Annotated in this window: 19 protein-coding genes; 13 read left to right on the forward strand and 6 right to left on the reverse strand. The window is 65.7% G+C overall.

The features are described from left to right. The first annotated feature begins 26 nt into the window (after positions 1–26). Genes G6N43_RS07570 through G6N43_RS07610 form a run of 9 tightly spaced genes read left to right on the forward strand, consistent with a single transcriptional unit; the run spans position 27 to position 10428 of the window. Complete coding sequence (locus tag G6N43_RS07570; protein ID WP_083149100.1) at positions 27–950, forward strand: SDR family NAD(P)-dependent oxidoreductase; 924 nt, start codon at positions 27–29, stop codon at positions 948–950. Then, entirely contained in the window at positions 943–2160 is a 1218-nt protein-coding gene (locus tag G6N43_RS07575) for a CaiB/BaiF CoA transferase family protein (RefSeq protein WP_083149099.1), read from the forward strand. Before G6N43_RS07570 ends, G6N43_RS07575 begins: the two co-directional genes overlap by 8 nt. A 3-nt stretch (positions 2161–2163) precedes the next feature. After that, positions 2164–3318 carry an acyl-CoA dehydrogenase family protein gene (locus G6N43_RS07580; RefSeq protein ID WP_083149098.1) on the forward strand — a complete coding sequence of 385 codons (1155 nt, stop codon included), beginning with the start codon at positions 2164–2166 and terminating at the stop codon, positions 3316–3318. Then, on the forward strand, positions 3315–4232 hold the full coding sequence (locus G6N43_RS07585) for an acyl-CoA dehydrogenase family protein (protein WP_083149097.1): 918 nt from the start codon (positions 3315–3317) through the stop codon (positions 4230–4232). The genes G6N43_RS07580 and G6N43_RS07585 overlap by 4 nt, the downstream gene beginning before the upstream one ends. Further along, on the forward strand, positions 4229–5143 hold the full coding sequence (locus G6N43_RS07590; protein WP_083149096.1) for a Gfo/Idh/MocA family protein: 915 nt from the start codon (positions 4229–4231) through the stop codon (positions 5141–5143). The genes G6N43_RS07585 and G6N43_RS07590 overlap by 4 nt, the downstream gene beginning before the upstream one ends. Further along, a complete protein-coding gene (locus tag G6N43_RS07595) occupies positions 5140–6306 on the forward strand; it encodes an acyl-CoA dehydrogenase family protein (RefSeq protein ID WP_083149095.1) in 1167 nt (388 codons plus the stop codon). The genes G6N43_RS07590 and G6N43_RS07595 overlap by 4 nt, the downstream gene beginning before the upstream one ends. Then, positions 6306–7250, forward strand: coding sequence for an acyl-CoA dehydrogenase family protein (locus G6N43_RS07600; RefSeq protein WP_083149094.1), 945 nt, complete (start codon positions 6306–6308; stop codon positions 7248–7250). The genes G6N43_RS07595 and G6N43_RS07600 overlap by 1 nt, the downstream gene beginning before the upstream one ends. Before the next feature lie 13 nt (positions 7251–7263). Then, a complete protein-coding gene (locus tag G6N43_RS07605; protein WP_083149093.1) occupies positions 7264–8976 on the forward strand; it encodes a thiamine pyrophosphate-binding protein in 1713 nt (570 codons plus the stop codon). Positions 8977–9003: 27 nt separating this feature from the next. Continuing rightward, entirely contained in the window at positions 9004–10428 is a 1425-nt protein-coding gene (locus G6N43_RS07610; protein ID WP_083149092.1) for an aldehyde dehydrogenase family protein, read from the forward strand. A 74-nt stretch (positions 10429–10502) separates the two neighbouring features. Here G6N43_RS07610 and G6N43_RS07615 read toward each other — a convergent pair whose 3' ends face one another. Both G6N43_RS07615 and G6N43_RS07620 read right to left on the reverse strand, forming a co-directional pair. Next, positions 10503–10823, reverse strand: a complete 321-nt coding sequence (locus tag G6N43_RS07615; RefSeq protein ID WP_083149091.1) for a DUF1330 domain-containing protein — start codon at positions 10821–10823, stop codon at positions 10503–10505. 112 nt (positions 10824–10935) lie between these two features. After that, the gene (locus tag G6N43_RS07620; RefSeq protein WP_083149090.1) at positions 10936–11592 is read right to left on the reverse strand and encodes an SDR family oxidoreductase; all 657 of its coding nucleotides are present in this window, start codon (positions 11590–11592) and stop codon (positions 10936–10938) included. 237 nt (positions 11593–11829) lie between these two features. Between G6N43_RS07620 and G6N43_RS07625 the strand changes: the two genes are divergently transcribed. Both G6N43_RS07625 and G6N43_RS07630 read left to right on the forward strand, forming a co-directional pair. Beyond that, positions 11830–14127: an autotransporter outer membrane beta-barrel domain-containing protein gene (locus G6N43_RS07625; protein WP_163658042.1), complete on the forward strand. Its 2298-nt coding sequence runs from the start codon at positions 11830–11832 to the stop codon at positions 14125–14127. Between the two features lie 27 nt (positions 14128–14154). Beyond that, the gene (locus tag G6N43_RS07630) at positions 14155–14520 is read left to right on the forward strand and encodes an Hsp15 family ribosome-associated heat shock protein (RefSeq protein WP_083149089.1); all 366 of its coding nucleotides are present in this window, start codon (positions 14155–14157) and stop codon (positions 14518–14520) included. A gap of 1 nt (position 14521) precedes the next feature. Here the strand turns inward: G6N43_RS07630 and G6N43_RS07635 are convergent, their stop codons facing one another. After that, positions 14522–14962: a cupin domain-containing protein gene (locus G6N43_RS07635; protein WP_083149088.1), complete on the reverse strand. Its 441-nt coding sequence runs from the start codon at positions 14960–14962 to the stop codon at positions 14522–14524. Between the two features lie 22 nt (positions 14963–14984). Between G6N43_RS07635 and G6N43_RS07640 the strand changes: the two genes are divergently transcribed. Continuing rightward, positions 14985–15422, forward strand: a complete 438-nt coding sequence (locus G6N43_RS07640) for a hypothetical protein (RefSeq protein ID WP_083149087.1) — start codon at positions 14985–14987, stop codon at positions 15420–15422. Continuing rightward, complete coding sequence (locus tag G6N43_RS07645) at positions 15419–16015, forward strand: GNAT family N-acetyltransferase (protein WP_083149215.1); 597 nt, start codon at positions 15419–15421, stop codon at positions 16013–16015. Before G6N43_RS07640 ends, G6N43_RS07645 begins: the two co-directional genes overlap by 4 nt. Here the strand turns inward: G6N43_RS07645 and G6N43_RS07650 are convergent. From G6N43_RS07650 to G6N43_RS07660, 3 genes are all read right to left on the reverse strand, one after another. After that, on the reverse strand, positions 16006–19290 hold the full coding sequence (locus tag G6N43_RS07650) for a LuxR family transcriptional regulator (RefSeq protein ID WP_083149086.1): 3285 nt from the start codon (positions 19288–19290) through the stop codon (positions 16006–16008). The genes G6N43_RS07645 and G6N43_RS07650 overlap by 10 nt on opposite strands. Positions 19291–19392: 102 nt before the next feature. Then, the gene (locus tag G6N43_RS07655) at positions 19393–19947 is read right to left on the reverse strand and encodes a cysteine hydrolase family protein (protein WP_083149214.1); all 555 of its coding nucleotides are present in this window, start codon (positions 19945–19947) and stop codon (positions 19393–19395) included. A gap of 93 nt (positions 19948–20040) precedes the next feature. Then, positions 20041–20493 carry an Hsp20/alpha crystallin family protein gene (locus G6N43_RS07660; protein WP_083149085.1) on the reverse strand — a complete coding sequence of 151 codons (453 nt, stop codon included), beginning with the start codon at positions 20491–20493 and terminating at the stop codon, positions 20041–20043. Positions 20494–20599: the final 106 nt, after the last annotated feature.

Consider the following 20599-nt stretch of genomic DNA (forward strand, 5'->3'; position numbering starts at 1 on the left):
ACGTACAACAAGCGTGCAGTCGGCGCATGGCTGATCTGAGGTTCGACGGCCGGGTGGCCGTCATCACCGGCGCAGGCAGGGGACTGGGGCGCGCGTACGCGCTGCTGCTGGCGGAGCAGGGCGCGAAGGTCGTCGTCAACGATGCCGGTGGGACGCTCACCGGCGAGGGTGCCGACGCGTCGCCCGCGCACGACGTCGTGCGTGAAATCGCCGCTGTCGGTAGGGAAGCCGTCGCCAACACCGACTCGGTGGCCACGCCCGCCGGAGGTAAGGCGATCATCGACACCGCGCTCGACAACTACGGGCGCATCGACATCCTCATCCATAACGCGGGCATCGTGCGTCGGGCGCCACTGAAGGAGATGACGTACGAGGATTTCGACGCGGTGCTCGACGTCCATCTGCGCGGTGCCTTTCACGTGGTGCGGCCGGCGTTTCCGGTGATGTGCGACGCGGGATACGGCCGCATCGTGTTGACGTCGTCGATCGGCGGGCTGTACGGCAACCACGGGGTGGCCAACTACGCCGTCGCCAAGGCAGGCGTGATCGGGCTGTCCAACGTCGCAGCGATGGAAGGTGCCGCTGAGGGTGTGAAGAGCAACGTGATCGTTCCCGCCGCCGTGACCCGGATGGCCGAGGGCATCGACACGTCGGCCTACCCGCCGATGGGACCCGAGCTGGTCGCACCCGCGGTGGGCTGGCTGGCCCACGAATCCTGTTCCATCACAGGCGAAACGTTGATCGCACTCGCGGGCAGGGTGGCCACCGCCATCGTCGCCGAGACGCCGGGCGTCTATCGGCCATCATGGTCGATCGCCGACGTCGGCGAACACATCGGCGCGATCCGCGACGATACGAAACCGTTGGTCTTCCCCGTCGTCCCCGACGGGCACAACGATCACATCAGATACAGCTTCGGACGGGCGTTAGAAGGGGCGCAGAATGCCTAGCGGACCGCTTACCGGTGTGCGCGTTGTCGACCTCACCGCTGTCGTGATGGGTCCGTATTGCACGCAGATCATGGCGGACATGGGCGCCGACGTCGTGAAGATCGAACCGCCCGAGGGCGATATCGTCCGCTACGTCGCTGAAGGACCCGCGCCCGGAATGAACGGCGTCTTCATCAACGTCAATCGCGGCAAGCGCAGCGTTGTCCTCGATCTGAGAACCGAGGAGGGGACCGCGACGCTTCGCGCGCTCATCGAGACGGCCGACGTCTTCATTCATTCCATGCGGGCGAAGGCGATCGCCAAGCTCGGATTCGACTACGACTCGGTCGCGGCCATCAACCCGAAGATCATCTACGCCAACTGCTATGGCTACAGCAGGCGTGGTCCGGACGCCGAGCGTCCGGCCTACGACGACACAATTCAAGCTGAGTGCGGACTGCCCGCGGTCCAGAAAGAGCTGACCGGTGACGCCACCTACGTGGCGACGATCATGGCGGACAAGGTCACCGGGCTGACGGCGCTCTACGCGATCATGATGGCGCTGTTCCATCGTGAGCGTACCGGGGAAGGACAGGAAGTCGAGGTCAGCATGTTCGAGACCATGGCATCCTTCATGCTGGTCGAACATGCCAACGGCGCCATGTTCGACCCCCCGCTCGGCCCGGCGATCTATCCGCGTACCGTCGCACCGAACCGCCGCCCGTACAAGACGAAAGACGGCTACGTCGCCGCGCTGATCTACAACGACAAGCACTGGAACGCGTTCATCGCCTCGGTGCAGCCGGCGTGGAACTGCGACGAGTTCGCGACGCTTGCGCAGCGCGCCAAGCAGATTGACCGCGTATACGGGTTGCTGGCGCAGACCATGCTGGAGCGAACCACCGCCGAATGGCTCGCGTTGTTCGCCGAATTGGAAATTCCGGCCACCCCGATCAACACCCTCGATTCGCTGTTCGATTCTCCGCAGCTGAACGCGGCCGGCCTGTTCGAGACCGTTGACACGCCCCAAGGACCCGTCAAGTTTCCCGGTGTGCCGACGTGGTTCTCGCACACGCCGGGACGGGTGGCCGGGCCGGCGCCGCTGCTCGGCGAGCACACCGTCGAGATCCTGGCCGAGCTAGGGCTTGACGGCGCCGAGACGACGCTTTCTGACAGAAATCGGTCGGAATCCGTCAACAACCGTAGTTTCGGCGCAGCGGAGGCGGGGTAGGTCATGGATTTCGAAATGGGACAGCGGGCCACCGAACTGCGCAGCGAATTGCGCGAACTGGTGAAAAGCCATGTGCCCGAGCACTTCCTCGGCGCATTCACCGACGATCCGGCCGACCTCGAAACCGCTCAGGCGTTCTGCCGCCTGCTCGCCGAACGAAACCTGCTGTGCCTGGCCTGGCCGGAGGAGTTCGGCGGGGGCGGCGCGTCGGTGTGGGAACAGACTGTGGTGCGCGAGGAGATGTGGGCGCACCACGAACCGCGCGGTGCCCAGTACATGGGCGTCAACTGGGTCGGCCCGATCATCATGCGCCACGGCACCGAGGAGCAGCAGCGTAAACACCTGCCGCCGATCGCCCGCGGCGAAGTGATCTGGTGTCAGGGGTTCTCCGAACCCGAATCGGGGTCCGATCTCGCCTCGCTGCGGACGACAGCGCGGCGGGACGGCGACGGCTGGCTCGTGAGCGGCCAGAAGATCTGGACGTCCTACGCGACCATGGCGCAGTGGTGCTTCCTGCTCGCGCGGACGTCCAAAGGTGAAAAGAAACAACAGGGTCTGACGATCTTCCTGGTTCCCATGGACGATCCGGCGATCCAGGTGCGGCCGATCCGGTGCATGATGGGGCCGCATCACCTCAATGAGGTGTTCTTCGACGATCTCCGGGTCACCGAGGCTGACGTGCTCGGCACCGTCGACGCCGGCTGGTCGATCGTGCAGGACGTGATGTCGTTCGAACGCGTGGGAATCGCTCGTTACGCGCGAAGTGAGCGGCTGCTCGCGGCGGCGCCCACCGTGCTCGGCGACCGCTGGGACGACCTGCCCGCCGAACTGCGGGGCCGGTGGGTGCGGATGTTGACGCACTGCCGTCGCGCCCGACTGCTCGCGTACCGCATCGTCGAATTGCAGAGCAGCGGACGGATTCAGCCCGGCGACGCCGCGGCGTACCGGATCGCGGTCACCAAGCTCGACCAGGACAGCGCCGAGGTCCTGATGGACATCGCGGCCGAGGTATCCCACGACGACCCACGCGCGAAGTGGTTCCTCGGTGAGGTCGACGACCACTGGAAGTACTCGCAGGCGTCGACCGTTTCGTCTGGAAGCATTGAGATGCAACGGATCCTGTTGTCGCGAACCATGCTGGCAGGGGCGACGAAATGATCCTCGATCTCAGCGACGACGCCAAGGAGTACGGCCGCGAGGCGCTGCGCGCATTCGAGTCGGCGGGTGGCGATCAACTGGTTCAGCAAGCAGAGGCCAAACCCGATGCCCGCGAGTCGCTTGCGGGTCCGGTCCTCGCCGGACTCGGCGCATGGGAACTCGACCCGCGCACCGACGCCGACGGGTTGGAGGCCTCCGCAGCGTTGTGTCGCAGCGCGGGCTACTGGGCCGTCCCGTACCCGGTGGCCGAACGCCTCGCCGCTCCAACGGATCTCGACGTCGACGGTCTGGTCGTCATCGGTGGCGCGCGGCCGTCGGCTGCGATCGGCGGGCTCGAATCTCGGTGGGCGGCTGTGACGCTAGACGGCCAACGCAGCAACGTGACGGGTAAGGGTGCGACGGGCCCCGCGTTCGTCGCCGAACTGCAACTTGCCGCGGTCGACGAGGAGGGGACAGCCGATGTCGCGCTGGGATTGGTGCTGCCATGTTGGACGCTGCTCGGCATGCTGGACCGCGCCATCGAACTCACCGTCGCGCATGTGAGCCTGCGCAAGCAGTTCGGTCAAACACTGTCGTCGTTCCAAGGCGTGCAGTTTCAGCTCACCGACGCCGAAGTCGAACGCAGCGGCCTCGACATCCTCGCGAAATACGCACTCTGGAGCATCGCGACGGATTCGCCGGATGCGCTGAATGACGCGCTGGCTCTGCGGATGTCGGCCATCGAGGCCGCGGAGGTCGTGTTCCGGGTGTGCCATCAGCTGCACGGTGCGGTCGGGTTCTGCGACGAGACGACGCTGTCGTGGCTGTCGCGCTACAGCCAACCGCTGCGCCGACTGCCGCTGGGCCTGTCGGCCACCCGCGACGAGCTCACCCGCAGGGTCGGCAGCACCGGGCTGACGGGACTGTTCTCGTGAAGGTAGCTGTCATCGGGACGGGATTCGGAAAGCACGCCGCTGCTCCCGTGTACGAGTCCCTGGGTTTCGAGGTCGAGGTGGTCAGCCCACGCGACGCGGCCGAGGTGCAGCGCGCGATCGCATCAGACGTCGACCTGGTCTCTGTGCATTCGCCGCCGTTCATGCACTACGACCACGTCATGGCGGCACTCGGACACGGGCATGCGGTGTTGTGCGACAAGCCCTTCGGCCGCAACGCCGACGAGGCGGAGGCCATGCGCGACGCCGCCAACCATGTCGGAGTTCCACACTTCCTGAACTTCGAGTTCCGCTTCAACGAGGCGTGGACGAAGCTCAAGGAACTCGCCGACGGCGGCGCGATCGGCACGCCAAAGCACCTCAGTTGGACGTTCTTCGGCAGCGGACTGCGCGGCCGCAAGTACGGGTGGATAAACGACCGCGACCTCGGCGGCGGATGGATCGGCGCCTACGGCTCACACCTGATCGACTACACGCGGTGGCTGTTCGGCGGCGAGATCATCGACTGCGGGGGAGTCGTGCGCATCGACGGGTCACCGCCCGAGGCGACCGCCGAAGACGCGTACTCAGCATGGTTTGCCATGGACAACGGCTGCACAGCAACCCACGACACCGGGTTCGCCGCCGCGGTGCCGATCGCCCCGCGCGCCACGCTGCTGGGCAGCGACGGCACCATCGAGCTGACCGCCGACACGACACTCGTCGTTCACGGCCAGGAAAACGAGACATTCCAATTCGCCCCGCCACCACGGCGATCCCCGCCACCCGCGCTGTCCGCGTTCCTAGGCCGGGTCGCCGACGCACTACGGACCGGCGACCGGATCACCCCGTCGTTCGACGACGGCGTCGCGGTCGCGCAGGTGATGGACATGCTGAAGGCGAAAGTGGCATGACCGACGACCTCGACGCGTTCCGTCAACACGTCCGCGCATGGTGCGCCGAACACATCCCTCGCGACTGGCGGGCAGCGCAGACCGGCGCCACCAACGAAGAGTTCGTGGCCTTCCAGAAAGACTGGTTCGCGACGTTGCACAGCGCCGGTTTCGCTGTCCCGCACTGGCCGAAGGAATGGGGCGGCGGGCTCGGCACCGCCGAACAGGTCGTGCTCTACCAGGAATTGGCCGCCCACGACGCGCCGCGACTCGTACTCGCGTTCGTCGGCATCCACCACGCCGCATCGACCCTGCTCGTGGCGGGCACCGACGAACAACGCCGCCGCCACCTGCCGGCGATCCTGGACGGCGAGATCTGGGTGCAGGGTTTCTCCGAACCGGAGGCCGGCTCCGACCTGGCATCGCTGCGCACATCGGCCCGTCGCAACGGCGACACCTTCGTCGTCAACGGCCAGAAGCTGTGGGCCAGCGGCGGTAAGCACGCCGACTGGTGCCTGCTGCTCGCACGCACCGACCCTGAAGCGCCCAAACGCAAGGGGATTTCGTACTTTCTGCTCGACATGAAGACACCCGGCATCGAGGTGCGGCCGATTCGCAACGCCATCGGCGATTCACACTTTTGCGAGATCTTCCTCAACGACGTCGTCATCCCCGAGTCCAACCTCGTCGGCGCCGAGAACGCCGGGTGGCAGGTCGCCCAGGCTACGCTCGGTGCGGAACGTGGAATGACGATGCTGGAACTCGCTGAACGACTCGGCAACGCCGGATTCCGTTGGCTGGTGGAAGCAGCCGACGTCGACGACCCGATCGTCGCCGACCGGCTTGCGCAGTTCGAAACGGAGCTCACCGGACTACGCGGGCTGTGCCGAAAAGTGGTGGAGGACCACGAAAGCGGGACGTCGGGGCCCGCCGACGCATCGGTGGTCAAGCTCGTCTACAGCGAACTGCTGCAGAAGATGACCGATTTCGCCGTGGAGATCGGCGGGCTGCCAGTACACACCGAGTTGGCCAAACCGATGTCCAGCGGCTGGGAGTCGGGCGCCTGGATGCTCGACTTCATCGGATCGTGGGAGTGGACCATTCCCGGTGGTGCCAGCGAGATTCAACGCACGATCATCGGCGAGCGCGGTCTGGGTCTGCCGCGGGAACCGAGCGCCGCCTGATGTCCGAATTCGCTGAGTTCCATGCCGAGTTGCGCTCCGTCGCGGGCGATCTGCTCGCCAAGGACCGCACGGTCGAGTGGCCGGCGCTCGTCGACGCCGGGTGGGTCGGTCTCGAGATCCCCGAACAGTTCGGCGGGGCAGGCGCCACGTTCGCCGAGACCGCGGTCATCTGCGAGGAGATCGGCCGGGCGGCCAGCGCCACCAGCTATCTGGGCAGCGCCGTGCTGGCGGTCGGAACACTGAACGCATTGCAGCCCAGCGATGTTCGCGATCAACTGCTGACCGACATTGCCTCCGGTGGCGTGCGCACCGCCGTCGCACTCGACGGCACGGATTTCGTGCCCGACGCCGACGGCGCCGACCAAGTGCTGGTGGTCGCCGAAAACGGCGTCACCGTTGGGACGCACACCGCGACGCCCACGCCGGTGGTGGACGAGACCCGCAGGCTCGCTGCCGTCACACCGACCGGCGGCGAAACGCTGCTATTCGACGGCGACCCGTCGACCGCGATCCAAGGCCTTCGCGACCGGGCCGCCGTCGCCGTAGCCTGCGACAGCCTCGGGGTCTCGGAGGCGATGTTGGCGGCGACCGTCGGCTACGCAAAGGTGCGCCACCAGTTCGGCAGGCCCATCGGATCGTTCCAGGCCGTCAAGCACGCCTGTGCCGACATGCTGGTCAGCATCACCGTCTCGCGCCAACTCGTCACCGCCGCGGTACAAGCCATCGCCGAGAACCAAGACGCCAAGGTGGCCGCCGCGATGGCGAAGTCACATGCCTGCGGCGCCGCCGTCGACATCGCGGGTAAGGCCATGCAGTTGCACGGCGGCATCGGATACACGTGGGAGAGCGGCATCCACGTTTACCTCAAACGCGCCGCACTCAACCGTTCGCTGTTCGGATCGCCTGCAGCACACCGCCGAGAGCTAGCCAAACGTTATAGATAAGAGGGAGTTTCGCATGGGTGTACCTGTTTACAAGCGGATCTTGGATCTGTTCGAGGCCGAGGGGATCAACACGATTTTCGGTATTCCGGATCCGAATTTCGTGCATATGTTCGCTGAGGCTGACGCGCGGGGTTGGTCGGTGGTGGCGCCGCATCATGAGCTCAGTGCGGGGTTCATGGCCGAGGCGGCGTCGCGGATGACGGGTAAGCCGGGGCTGTGTATCGGCACGCTGGGCCCGGGGATGGCCAACATCGCCGGGGCGATCCAGTGCGCGCTGGTGGAGAACTCCCCGGTGATCTTCCTCGGCGGGCAGCGGGCCCGCGTCACCGAGCGCCGGGTACGGCGCGGCCGCATCCAATTCGTCCAGCAGGAACCGCTTTTCGAGGCGTCGGTGAAGTTCAGCAGTTCGATCGAGTACGCCGATCAGACTGACGAGATCATCCGCGAAGCCATCCGTCGCGCCATGTCCGGTACGCCCGGACCGAGCTATGTCGAGTTCCCGTCGCATGTCATCCTCGAAGAACTCGACGTGGCGGATCCGTTGCCGCCGCACCGGTACCGGCTGGTGAATCAGGGTGCGGGCGCCCCGGAAGTCGCGGCGGCCGCGAAGCTGATCCGTGAGGCGAAGAGCCCGATCCTGTTGGTGGGCCATGGTGTGCACACCTCGCGTACCCAACACGAGGTCAAGCAGCTCGCGGAGTTGATGAACTGCCCGGTGATCCAGACCTCCGGCGGGACGTCCTACATTCCGGGACTGCAGGATCGGACGTTTCCGTATCTGTTTTCGCCGGCGGCCAATGAGGCCGTCGAGGAGTCCGACCTGTGTGTGGCGCTGGGCACCGAACTCGGTGAGCCGATGCATTACGGCAAGACCCAGCACTGGGCCGCTGGCGACGCCGCCCGCAAGTGGATCTACGTCGAGCAGGACCCGGTCGCGATCGGGGTGAACCGCCAGTTCGATGTGCCGCTGGTCGGCGATCTGCGCGGGGTGGTGCCGCAGTTGGTTGAGGCGCTCAAAGACACCCCGCGTCCGGCGTCGCCGAACCTGGACCGTCTGGTCAAGGCTGATGCTGAGGAACTGGCCCAGCTCGCGGAGTCTGCGCCGTCGGGGCGGTCGCCGATTCACCCGGCGCGCTATGTCGTGGAGGCCACCAAGGCGTTCAACGAACTCGATGACGCGATCCTCGTGCGCGACGGTGGGGCGACGGTGATCTTTCAGTGGACCTACTCGCAGTCCAAACCGCGTGATGTGATCTGGAATCAGAACTTCGGTCACCTCGGTACCGGGCTGCCGTATGCGATCGGGGCGTCGGTGGCTGAGGGCCGCAAACGGCCGGTGATGCTGCTGACCTCTGATTCGGCGTTTTTGTTCCACATCGCTGAGTTGGAGACCGCCGCCCGCGAGGGTGTGCCGCTGGTGTGTGTGGTCGGCGTTGATCATCAGTGGGGTCTGGAGGTCGGGGTGTACAAGCGCACCTTCGAACAACCCTCGCCGCAGCCCGGTGTGCATTGGAGCAAGGACGTGCGTCTGGACAAGGTCGCCGAGGGGTTCGGGTGCCACGGCGAATACGTCGAAAAGGACGACGAGATCGCACCCGCGATCGCGCGTGCCTACGCCAGCGGCAAAGTCGGTGTGGTGCACGTGTGCATCGACCCCAAGGCCAACTCCGAGGAGATGCCCAAATACGACCGATTCCGCACCTGGTATGCAGAAGGCACCCAGTAGGCCAAGGATTTAGGAGAAGCTAGAGCCATGCGTGAATATCTGAAGTTCTACATCGACGGCAAGTGGGTCGACCCGGTCGAGCCCAAGACCCTGGACGTCGACAACCCGACCACCGAGCAGGTTTCCGGCAAGATCGCGATCGGTTCCGCGGCCGACGTCGACAAGGCGGTCAAGGCGGCGAAGAAGGCATTCGCCACCTGGTCGGTGAGCACCCGCGAAGAGCGTCTCGACCTCCTGCAGGCGATCCAGGCCGAGTATCAGAAGCGGTCGGCGGACCTCGGCGAAGCGGTGTCCGAGGAAATGGGTGCGCCGCCGTCGCTGGGTTCGGGCACGCAGGTCTACCTCGGCTTGGGGCATCTCAACGGCGCCATCGACGCGCTGAAGAACTTCGAGTTCGAAGTGCCGCGCGGTAAAGCGATGATCTTCAAAGAGCCGATCGGTGTATGCGGCCTCATCACCCCGTGGAACTGGCCGATCAACCAGATCGCATGCAAGGTGTTCCCGGCACTCGCGACCGGTTGCACGATGGTGCTCAAGCCGTCGGAGGTCGCGCCGTATTCCGGCCAGATCTTCACCGAGGTGCTCGACGCCGCCGGTGTGCCCGCGGGCGTGTACAACATGGTGTTCGGTGACGGCGCCGGTGTGGGCGCGGCGATCTCGAGCCACCCCGACGTCGACATGGTGTCCTTCACCGGGTCGACGCGCGCGGGCGTCGAAGTCGCGAAGAATGCGGCGCCGACGGTCAAGCGCGTGACGCAGGAACTCGGCGGCAAGAGCCCGAACATCGTGCTCGACGACGAGAACTTCGCGCAGAACGTGACCGCGGGCGTGCTGGCGATGATGCCCAACTCGGGTCAGAGCTGCAACGCGCCGTCGCGCATGCTCGTGCCGAAGTCGCGTAAGGACGAAGCCATCGCCGCCGCCAAGGCCGCCGCCGAACAGGTCAAGGTGGGCGACCCCTCGGACAAGACGGCGATCGGACCGGTCGCGTCGAAGGCGCAGTTCGACAAGATCCAGGGCCTGATCCAGAAGGGTATCGACGAGGGCGCGACGCTGGTCGCGGGTGGTCTCGGCCGGCCCGACGGGATCGACAAGGGGTACTACGTCAAGCCGACGGTGTTCGCCGACGTCACCAACGACATGACGATCGCGCGTGAGGAGATCTTCGGCCCGGTGCTGTGCATCCTCACCTACGACGACATCGACGACGCCATCGAGATCGCCAACGACACCGATTACGGGTTGGCGGGCTACGTCTCGGGCGCCGACCTCGAGGCGGCTCGTGCGGTGGCACGCCGGATTCGCGCCGGACAGGTCGCGATCAACCACGCGTTCGACCTGAACACGCCGTTCGGCGGCTACAAGCGCAGCGGCAACGGTCGCGAATGGAGTGAGTTCGGCTTCGACGAGTATCTGGAGATCAAGGGCACGCTGGGCTACGCACCGGCCTGACGTTTAGGCGCTCGAGACTACGGTTTCTGACGGATTTCAGCCGAATCTCGTCAGAAACCGTAGTTTCGGCGGCTTTAGGTCTTGAGCAGCGGCCGCAGATCGTCCAAGCGGTCGAAGAGGTGCCAGATGTACGACGACGACCCGTTCTCGCGGTTGGCATGCAGATCCGCGAGTTCGGGGTCGTTGCAATAGCCGTCGAATGCTTCCCTGGAATCCCATTCGACGAGGATCAGCACCTTGCGCGGTTCGATGTCGCCGGTGATCGCGTCGCTGAACTGACCGAGCGCAACGACGCGGCCGCCGTGCTTGGCGACCTCTTGCGGTGAGCGCCTCGAATACGCCAGGTACTCCGCGCGGTCGGCGATGTCGAAAAGGTTGAGCGCGTAAATCGTCACGTCCGTGACGGTACAAGGCGGCGCCACCTCTTTGGCGCGAGCAGACGCGAAACCCCCCTTTTTGGGACAAATTTGGGGGTGTTTGCGTCTGCTCGGCAGCGGGGGTGCTGAGCTAGGCGATCTTCAGCGAGTCGGCGCCGCCGACGTAGACGATCCCGGACGGGTTCGCGGCGTTGGCGGCGTTGACAATCGCATTGGCGAACGTGGGGTCGCTGGCATCGCCGGAAACGACGGTGAGATGCACACCGGCGCTGCGGAATTCCGAACGCATCGCATACAGGGCCGTCTCGCCCGCCCACTTGCTGGCGGCAATTGCCGTCTGCCCCTTGGGAACTGCCCGATGGGGGAAGAAGTGAGCCGCATGGCTGGTGACGAAGATGATGTGGCCGCCGGCAGGCATCAACGGGACCGCCCGCAGCGCAAGGCGGCGCTGGGCGTCGCGATTGATGCGCTTGGCGCGGGCCAGGTCGACGCCAAGGGCGGGGCCGACGGATGCGTTGAGGATCAGCGCGTCGAGTCGCCCGAAGCGTGCGGCGATCGTGTCGATCATCGCGGCGGACTGAGTCTCGTCGGAGATGTCGGCGCGCAACGTTGACGCGTGCCCGCCCGCGTCGCGGATGGCCTCGGCGATCGATTCCGCGCGCTCGGCGTTCTGTCGGTAGTTCACGACGACATGGGTGTCGGGGCTGGCGAGCTTCTGCGCCACCTCCGCACCGACGCCCCTCGAGCCGCCGGTGACCAGGACGATTCGCGTAGGTACCTGATGCATATCCGGTTCCTTCCGTCGCTGTAGATGTTGTGCGCCTGAGGGCCTACCGTACACCCATTTTTAAGAAAAATAAGGATTACTTAAGGTCACAATAAGGTAATGATCCGATGGAGCTACGATCGATCGCCCGGGGGTTGGCAATTTTCCCTTGAATGCAAACAGGACGTAGGAGAAGTATCTTTCAACGCGCTTCGGTAGGGATAGCAAAAACTTGATCTTGACCCTATGCTCGCGCGAATGGGTCTCGCGAAGCACGTTGGGCGGGTCGGCGCGTTGGCGGTGGCGTTGGGCGTGGGTACCGCGATTTTGAGCTTGCCTGCAGTCGCACTGGCCACGACGGACAGCGAGTCGACCTCGTCGGACTCGTCCTCTGACACCCCTTCGTCGAGTAGCGGTTCGTCGACCGGCGCAGCCCAAGACCCGTCGGCTGACTCCCGAAGTTCCGGCAGCTCGAGCACCGGTTCCAGCTCCTCGACGACCGCGAAGAACGCCGGTGCGCCGACAACAACCATTGGCAATGGGAGAACACCCGGCGAGAAGGACGCCGACGCGAAGTCCGAGAAAGACGCGGACGACAAAGACGCGGACGACAAAGACGACAAAGACACGGACGACAAAGACGCGGCTAAGAGCACCGATGGGAAGGGCACGAACGAGAGGGGCACCGACGTAGCGGTCGCTCCGAAAACGGATCCGTTACCTGAGGTGGTGCCCGAGATTGCGGTCGTCGAACCCCGCGACGGCGGCAGCGACCACCCGTCGCAGCAGCGCACCCACGTCGACGTACCGGAGCCGCCAGGACCGGTCGTCACTGAGCAAGACGTTATCGAGCCGGAACTGACCACCACTCCGGTCGTCACGGAGTCCAGAGTCGAGATTGTCGAATCGCGGACCGTGTCCACGGATCCGGTGATCCTCGACGAGGACGAGGAACCCGTTTTGGTCACGCTGACCACCGGACTATGGGATGGGGTTCCGCCGGGTTCCGAGGAGGACCCCACCACACCGATCGAGTCGTCTGCGATGTTGGCGTTGTTCGCGTTGACGCGGCGCACCGAAACCGAAGACGTCGCGCTGCAGTCCGCCGATGAGTTGTCGACGGCCAACGCGCTCGTGTCGATTGCGGCGATTCAACCCGACCCGCCGGTCGTATTCATGATCTGGATCGGGGATTTCACCTTCTCGTCGACCGGGTGGGGTTCGTTCGCAATCTCGATCGGGTCCGGCGCGAAGGCGTACGCCAGCGGTTGGGGCAGCTACGCCATCGCCATCGGGGTGAATGCTTCGGCGACCGCGAAAGGCGGAGTCGGCAACACGGCGTTCGCGTGGGGCACAAACGCGACGGCGACCGCGGGCGGCGACGGGGAGGGCAACGACTACAACCGTGCGATCGCCTTCCACGGTGGGACCGCGATCGCGGGAAATGCAGGCGACGACAACGACTTCAACTATGCGATCGCCAGCTACGGCGGTCAGGCCGTCGCCGGCGGCGGTGGGTGCGGATGCCAAAGCGACGGCAACGACAGCAACTTCGCCAGTGCCAGCGGTGCCGGGAGCCAGGCTTACGCCGGGTACCTGGGCGAGCGGAACATTGGCAATCGGGCAACCGCGACCGGTGGAGGTATCGCCGAAGCTGGCGCGTACGGCGACGAAAACGTCGGCAACGTCGCCTCTGCTGCGGGTGACTCGAGCTACGCGATCGCCGGGTCCGAAGGTGTTGGTAACAACGGCAACCGGGCGACGGCGACCGCTGGAGGCTTCGCGACGGCGGGCGCCTTCGGCGACGGAAACACCGGCAACGTCGGTTCCGCCGCCGGCATGGGGAGCCTCGCATCCGCAGGGTTCAGCGGGGATCACAACTCGGGTAATGCCGCCACGGCGACCGGTGGGGGTATCGCGGTGGCGGGCGCGTACGGCGACGGAAACACCGGCAACGCCGCTTCTGCTGCGGGTGACTCGAGCTACGCGATCGCCGGGTCCGATGGTGTTGGTAACAACGGCAACCGGGCGACGGCGACCGCTGGAGGCATCGTGACGGCGGGCGCCTTCGGCGACGGAAACACCGGCAACGTCGGTTCGGCCGCCGGCATCGGGAGCTTGGCATCCGCAGGGGTCAGCGGGAATAACAACTCCGGTAATACGGCGACCGCGACCGATGGAGGGGAAGCTGAGGCGGGTTTCAACGGCACAGGCAACGTCGGCAACGCCGCCTCTGCTGCGGGTGACTCGAGCTACGCGATCGCCGGGTCCGACGGGGCCGGTAACACAGGCAATCGTGCGACCGCGACAGCAGGTGGTACGGCCGTTGCGGGCGGCGCTCACTGCGGGTGCCAAGGCGGCAACGACAACGCCGACAACATCGCGAGCGCCGACGGTCTCGGGAGCTCGGCGTACGCAGGGTTCGGCGGTGAGCGGAACAGTGCCAATAGCGCGACTGCGACCGCAGGTGGGTTTGCGATGGCAGGCTCGTTGGGTAACGACCTCCGCGACTGGACGGCCGTGGCGGGCCACGGTCAGATAGTGGTCGTGCCCTGAGGCGACGACCTGGTCCATGATGGGGACGTGGAGTCGACCCGGGTGGACAGGTGGCTGTGGTCGGTCCGGCTCGTCAAGACGCGACCCGACGCCGCCGACGCGTGCCGGGGCGGGCATGTGCGGGTGAACGGCCGGCCCGCCAAACCCGCCACCCCGGTGTCGCCGGGCGACGAGGTGCGCGCACTTGTCGGTCAGACCATGCGAGTGGTCGAGGTGGTGCGGGTGATCCAGAAGCGGGTGGGTGCGGCCGACGCGGCCACGTGCTTCCTTGACCGGACGCCGAAACCCGAGCCCACCGAGACGATTCCGGTTGCCGTCCGCGAGCGCGGTGCGGGGCGGCCGACGAAGCGCGACCGCCGCCGTCTGGACAAGCTCCGGGCCGGCCGACTCTGATTCAGTCCGCGCCGAGCGCGAAGTCCGCGAAGTCGAAACCCGGGACCACGACGCAGCTGACGAGGCAGGGCTGGTCGTCCCGCGGGCGGGCCCGCTGCCAATGTCCGGGTGGAATGACGATCTGGGGGCTCTCGCCGGCCTCGATGTCGGCGCCGAGCAGATGTGTTGTGGCGGTGTCCTGTTCGGGGCCGAACTCGAGTAGCAGCGGGCCGCCGGAGTGGTAGAGCCACACTTCGGCGCTGCGCACGGTGTGCCACGCCGACTGCTGGCCCGGCATGAGGAGAAACAGGATCGCGGTTCCCGCGTTGCGGGGGCCCTCGTAGTCCGGCGGAAGCGCCGACTGAGGCACCGTCAGCTCGCTACGCCACGTCTCCTTGAACCAGCCGCCCTCGGGGTGAGGGGCCAGGTCGAGGCGGCGGGCCAAGTCGGGGAGTTCGGTCATTGCCATACCGTAGTCTCGACGCATGTCGCGCCTGCGTCCTGGTTGGCTGGTCGCACTGTGTGCGGCCATCATCGTGGTGAATGCGTGGCTGCCGTGGCTGACGGCTACCGGCGCGCGGGCCAGTGCGGTCGGCGGCGTGGTCGGCGACACGGATGACCTGCGAAACCGGCTCGCGGGCTTCGGGGTCGGTCAGCTCATAGTCTTGTTGGGTGCGACGCTGATCGTCGCGGGCGCGATGGCGGCGCGCGGGCTGTCGGCCCGCCTGGCATCGACAGCAGCGCTGGCCATTTCGGTGCTGCTCGTGGTTCTCACGGTGTTCTACTACCGGCTCTATGTGTACGCCCCGGTGTCGGCCGGCTACGGCCTCTACATCGGTGGCGCCGTGGCGATCGTGGCCGCGCTGCTGTCGGTGTGGGCGATGGTGGCCGCGTGGTCGGCAGCGGCGGCCAGGACATCATGAGCGGATTCGTCGAGCCGGTGTCGCTGACCGGCGATCGCTGCGTGAAACTGGAACCGCTTAGCCGAGAACATGTTCCGGAGATCAGGGCTGCCGCCGCTGACGGTGAACTCGGACGGCTCTGGTTCACGGCCGCGCCCGCCCCGGACGAAGTCGATCGATGGGTCGACGCACGCTTGGCGGTGCAGACGCCGGACACGGGGCTGACGTTCGTCGTCCGACGACTGGACGGGACGTTCCTCGGCTCGTCGAGTTACATGAGCGTCGACCCGAAGAACCATCGACTGGAGATCGGCAACACCTGGTACGTGGAGTCGGCGCGGCGCAGCGGTGTCAACAGCGAGACGAAGCTGCTGATGCTGGGCCATGCCTTCGACGAGTTGGGCTGTGTCGCAGTCGAGTTCCGGACGCACTTCTTCAACTTCACCAGCCGAGACGCCATCGAGCGGCTGGGTGCGAAGCTCGACGGCGTGCTGCGCAGTCACCAAGTGCTGGCCGACGGGTCCCGGCGCGACACCGTCGTCTACTCGATCCTGGACATCGAATGGCCGAGCGTCCGGAACAACCTGTTGTACCGGCTCAACCGTCACACGTGACGGGCGGCCTCCTGGACGAGATGAATCCGCGAGGTCAGCGCCAGCTTGGCGTAGACATGGGTGAGGTGCGTCTGCACCGTGCGCGGTGAGATGAAGAGCCGGTCGGCGATCTCCTTGTTGCCGAGCCCTTCTGCCACCAGCCGAACGACGTCGGCCTCGGTGGGGGTGAGGGACTCCCAGCCGGATGCCGCCCGTTTGCGTTCGCCGCGACCGCGCTGGGCGTAGGCGATGGCTTCCTCGATCGACAAAGCCGCCCCTTCAGCCCATGCCCCGCCGAACTCGCCATCGCCCAGTACTTCTCGGGAGGCGGTTACCGCAGGGTCGTAGGCCAGCGCGAACACAGGCCATCTGAAGACGGGTCCCATCGACATACGGATAGCGTCGGCAGCGCCGAAGAGTCGGGCGGCGTGGCGGTGGTTGCCCTCAGCCGATGCCGACGCTCCAAGGGCCTCGAGCGCTTCGGGGACGCGGAAGAAGGCGCCAGTGGTGACCGCGAGCGCCAGGGCGTCATGCGCGTCTCGCGCGGCCTGGTCGGTTTCCCCTTGCGCCAGCGCCACGTGCGCACGCGCGACAAGGGCATTGAGCCGGTAGTTCCCCGGCATAGCGGCGACGTTTTCGTCGACCCATCGGCGCGCGGCGGATAGTTCACCGCATGCGAGCAACGCCAGGGTCATTGGAGTGAGCGCTCTCGTGTAGAGCGTCCGCTGAGGCACCGTGATCCTCATGGCCGCCTCGCACGCGGCCTTGGCCGCATCGCCATCTCCGGCGGCCAACGCGGTGAGCGCTTCGACAATATGCATTGTGTCGTCGTGTAATCCACCCATTGCCGCGGAGGTTGCGCGTGCTTCCCTTGCTTTGGCCCACGCTGCCGACAGCTTGCTCTGGAAGGCGAACCAGTTGTTCTCACAGATCAGCGCAAACAGCTCGAGCATGCGCTCGCCCGCCGCGTGTGCCTCTGCACTGACATCTCGTATCACGGCATCCGCAGCCGCCACGCCGCCGCGCCATCCCCACGCGACCCCAAGCCACACCCGACAATGTCTCGCCACGAATCCGTCGCCGATCGCCTCGGCAACCGCGAGGCCCTGTTCAGCTGCCTCTGCCGAGGCGAGCGGCTGCCCGGCGACATTCATCGTGACGGCCAGACAGCTGAGGAAATAGCATTCCTTTGCCCGGTCGCCCAGCGCTCGTGCCATCTCGATAGCGTCGGTGAAATAGGCCTTTGACACATCTGGGCTGTAATACGCGAGTGCACCGCAAGCGGCCAGGCATGACGCGATCAGAGCCGAATCGCCCACCTCGCGCGCCGCCGCCAGTGCCTCCTCTGCACGCTCCAGGCTCGCCGGATCGGAGATCCATGCCGTCAAGATGCTCCTGTCGGCAACCGCACGCGTCCATACCGCGGTAGCGACGTCTTCGTCCCGGTAGCGCTCGTCGTTGAACACGAGATCGAACGCGGCGATGCCCTCACCCATCCTGCCGCGCGTCTCCCATAGCCGCTGCAGTGACGAGATCAATCGCAGCGCCGGCTCGAACTCCGCGCAGTCGGTGCTCCACGCGTGTGCCGCGAGCAGGTTGCCGGTCTCTCGTTCGGCCCATTTCACGAGATCTTTGTTCTCGAGCGCGGCTGCCGCGACCACGTAGTAGTCGCGGTGCCGAGTACGCATCTGACTGGCTTCGCCTGACTCGGCAAGTTTTTCGAGTGCGTACTGGCGGATGGTTTCCAGCAGCCGATAGCGCATGGTGCCCGACTCTTCGTCGGCGACGACCAGCGACTTGTCGACGAGAAGGCTGAGCTGGTCGAGGATCTGGAACTGCTCCGTCTCGCTTGTTGCGGCGACGGCGCGCGCGGCATCGAAGTCGAATCCATCCATGAACACGCCCAGCCTGCGAAACAGGACTTGCTCGGCTTCCGTCAACAGCGCGTGTGACCAGTCCACCGAGGCCCGCAGCGTCTGCTGGCGTCTCATGGTGTTCCGGGCGCCGCCGGTCAGTAGGCGGAATCTGTCGTGAAGGCTGTCGGCGATCTGTCGCAACGACAATGCTCGTACGCGCGCGGCGGCCAACTCGATGGCCAGTGGCATCCCGTCGAGGCGCCGGCAGATGTCAGCCACCAGTTCGGTGTCCTCGCCGACGGTGTGGAAAGTGGGCCGTGCGCGCTGGGCTCGGTCGGTGAACAGCGCGACGGCCTCGTCGTGCACTGACAGCGAGGGAACGCGCCAGGTGACCTCACCCGACACCGAGATCGGCTCGCGACTGGTAGCCAGGATCGTCAGGCCCGGGCAGCTGTTCAGCAGACGGGTGATCACATCTCCGCAGGCGTCAAGCAGGTGTTCGCAATTGTCCAGCAGCAGAAGAACTCCGCGGTCGCCGATGAACCGCTGCACCGTTTCCAGCGGTGTTCTGCCGAGCTGGTCGGGAAGCCCCAGCGTCCGGGCGATGGTCAAGGACACGACGAGGGGATCGGCGATCGCCGCGAGGTCGACCCACCACACGCCGTCGACGAATTCGTCTGAGATCTGCGCCGCAACCTCGACGGCCAGACGCGTCTTACCCGCGCCGCCGGCACCGGTAAGGGTCACGAGGCGGTTGTCGACCACCAACTGCCGCACTTCTTCGACCTGACCGGCGCGCCCGACGAATGTTGTCAGCTGTGCCGGGAGATTGTGTGAGCGAGTGTTTTTCGCGGTGCGCAGTGGTGGGAACTCATTGCGGATATCGGGGTGGCAGAGCTGCACGATGCGTTCGGGTTTGGGTAAATCGCGAACGGCGTGCGTACCGAGTTCGGCTAACCACGCATCCTCGGGAAGCCGATCGCACACCAAATCCGTTGTGGTGCCGGATAGCACCGTCTGTCCGCCGTGCGCCAGATCGCGAATGCGTGCCGTGCGGTTGATCGTCGGCCCGATGTAGTTGGACTCGTCGCGCAGTTGGACCTCGCCGGTGTGCAAACCGATGCGCAAACGGATCGGGGCCAGTGGTGCGCGCTGCAGCTCCAGTGCGCATGCGATCGCGTCGCTCGCACGTCCGAAGGCGACGACGAAGCTGTCCCCCTCACCCTGTTCGATCGGGCGTACGCCGCCATGGCTGGGCACGATCTCGGCCAGAACGCGGTCGAGGTTCGCGAACGCGGCCGTCATCTCGTGTGGCTGGGTCTCCCACAGCGGAGTCGAGCCCTCGACGTCTGCCAGCAGCAGCGTCACCGTCCCGGTCGGTACGAGTTCGCTCACGCCAAGATCGCTCCAGTTCAGCATGGCTGCGTCAGTTTCGCTCATGCTAGCCAGCCTGCGGCGGTTACGGCTGACAAACATCAGCGCCGGCGCGTAGATGGCGTCCGCGAGGGGTCGTAGATTGCCCGCAGTCTCGGCTCAGTACGGCTAGGCGCTGAAGTCGACTTCCGCTGTCGTGACTGTGCCTGCGGTGCGGCCCGGCGCGCTCTGGAAGTTCCAGTACAGGTTCGTGTGCGCGATGACCTGCTCCGGTGGCGGGGCGCCCCACGGCGACTTGTCGCCGGTGGTGTGAGCATCGCTGACGAGGGTGGCGTCGTAGCCGCGGACGAATGCGCCGTGCAGGGTCGAGCGTACGCACGCATCGGTCTCCGCGCCGACAACCACCAGCTTGCCTACACCGAGTTCCGACAGCACACCCTCGAGCGAGGTGTCCTCGAAGGAGTCGCCGTAGTTCTTCTCGACGAGTGGTTCACTCTCGCTCGGCACTAGCTCGGGGACGATCTGCCAGCTCTCGGTACCCCTCGGCAATTCGTCGTCAGCGTGTTGAACCCACACCACCGGGACGCCCTCCCGTCTGGCTCGGTCGACCACCGTGCTTATGTTGGCGACGACCGAATCACGTTGGAACGCCTGCTCGACGACGCCGTTCTGCACATCGATCACTAGAAGTCCGGTGTTCGGGCGGTTGGGAATCGTGGTCATAGTGACGACGGTACCGAGCCGCATGGGCCGAAACTGCGGACAGATCGCGCGCTAGGGCTGAATCGCGATCTGCCCGCAGCCTCGATCGTGCGGTTACGCGGAATCGACGGTGGTCGCCTCAATCGAGTGCTGGCGGCCCCCGTGCGCGACCTCGATCTTGCGCGGCTTGGCCTTCTCGGCGATCGGGATCGTCACGGAAAGCACACCGTTCTCGTACGTCGCCGAAATCGCGTCCGCATCAACGCCTTCGCCCAGCGAAAGCTGCCTGCGGTAGGTGCCGAAGAACCTCTCGTTGGCAAGCCACTGGACCGAATCGTCCGACCGAGCGGTGCGATGTGCCGAGATCGTGAGGGTGCCATTGTCAACGTTGACGTCGACCGACCCCGGGTCGACACCCGGAAGATCGGCGGTCAGCAGGTAATGGTCATCGATCTTGCACAGGTCCATCGGCATGAAACGAGGGGCGCGATTTGATCCGGTCTGTGCTGCACTCAGCAGTCCCCGGGTCAAGGCATCAAGGTCGCTGAACGGATCAAAACGGAGCACAGCAATCCACCTCCTACTTTTCAGGGCCCGCCACCCTGGCGGGCGACTAAATCACTGTGCACCTGCGATGTTAGCACTCTCATATCGAGAGTGCTAACAAATTTCG

The sequence above is a fragment of the Mycolicibacterium moriokaense genome, assembly GCF_010726085.1.
GTDB lineage: Bacteria > Actinomycetota > Actinomycetes > Mycobacteriales > Mycobacteriaceae > Mycobacterium > Mycobacterium moriokaense.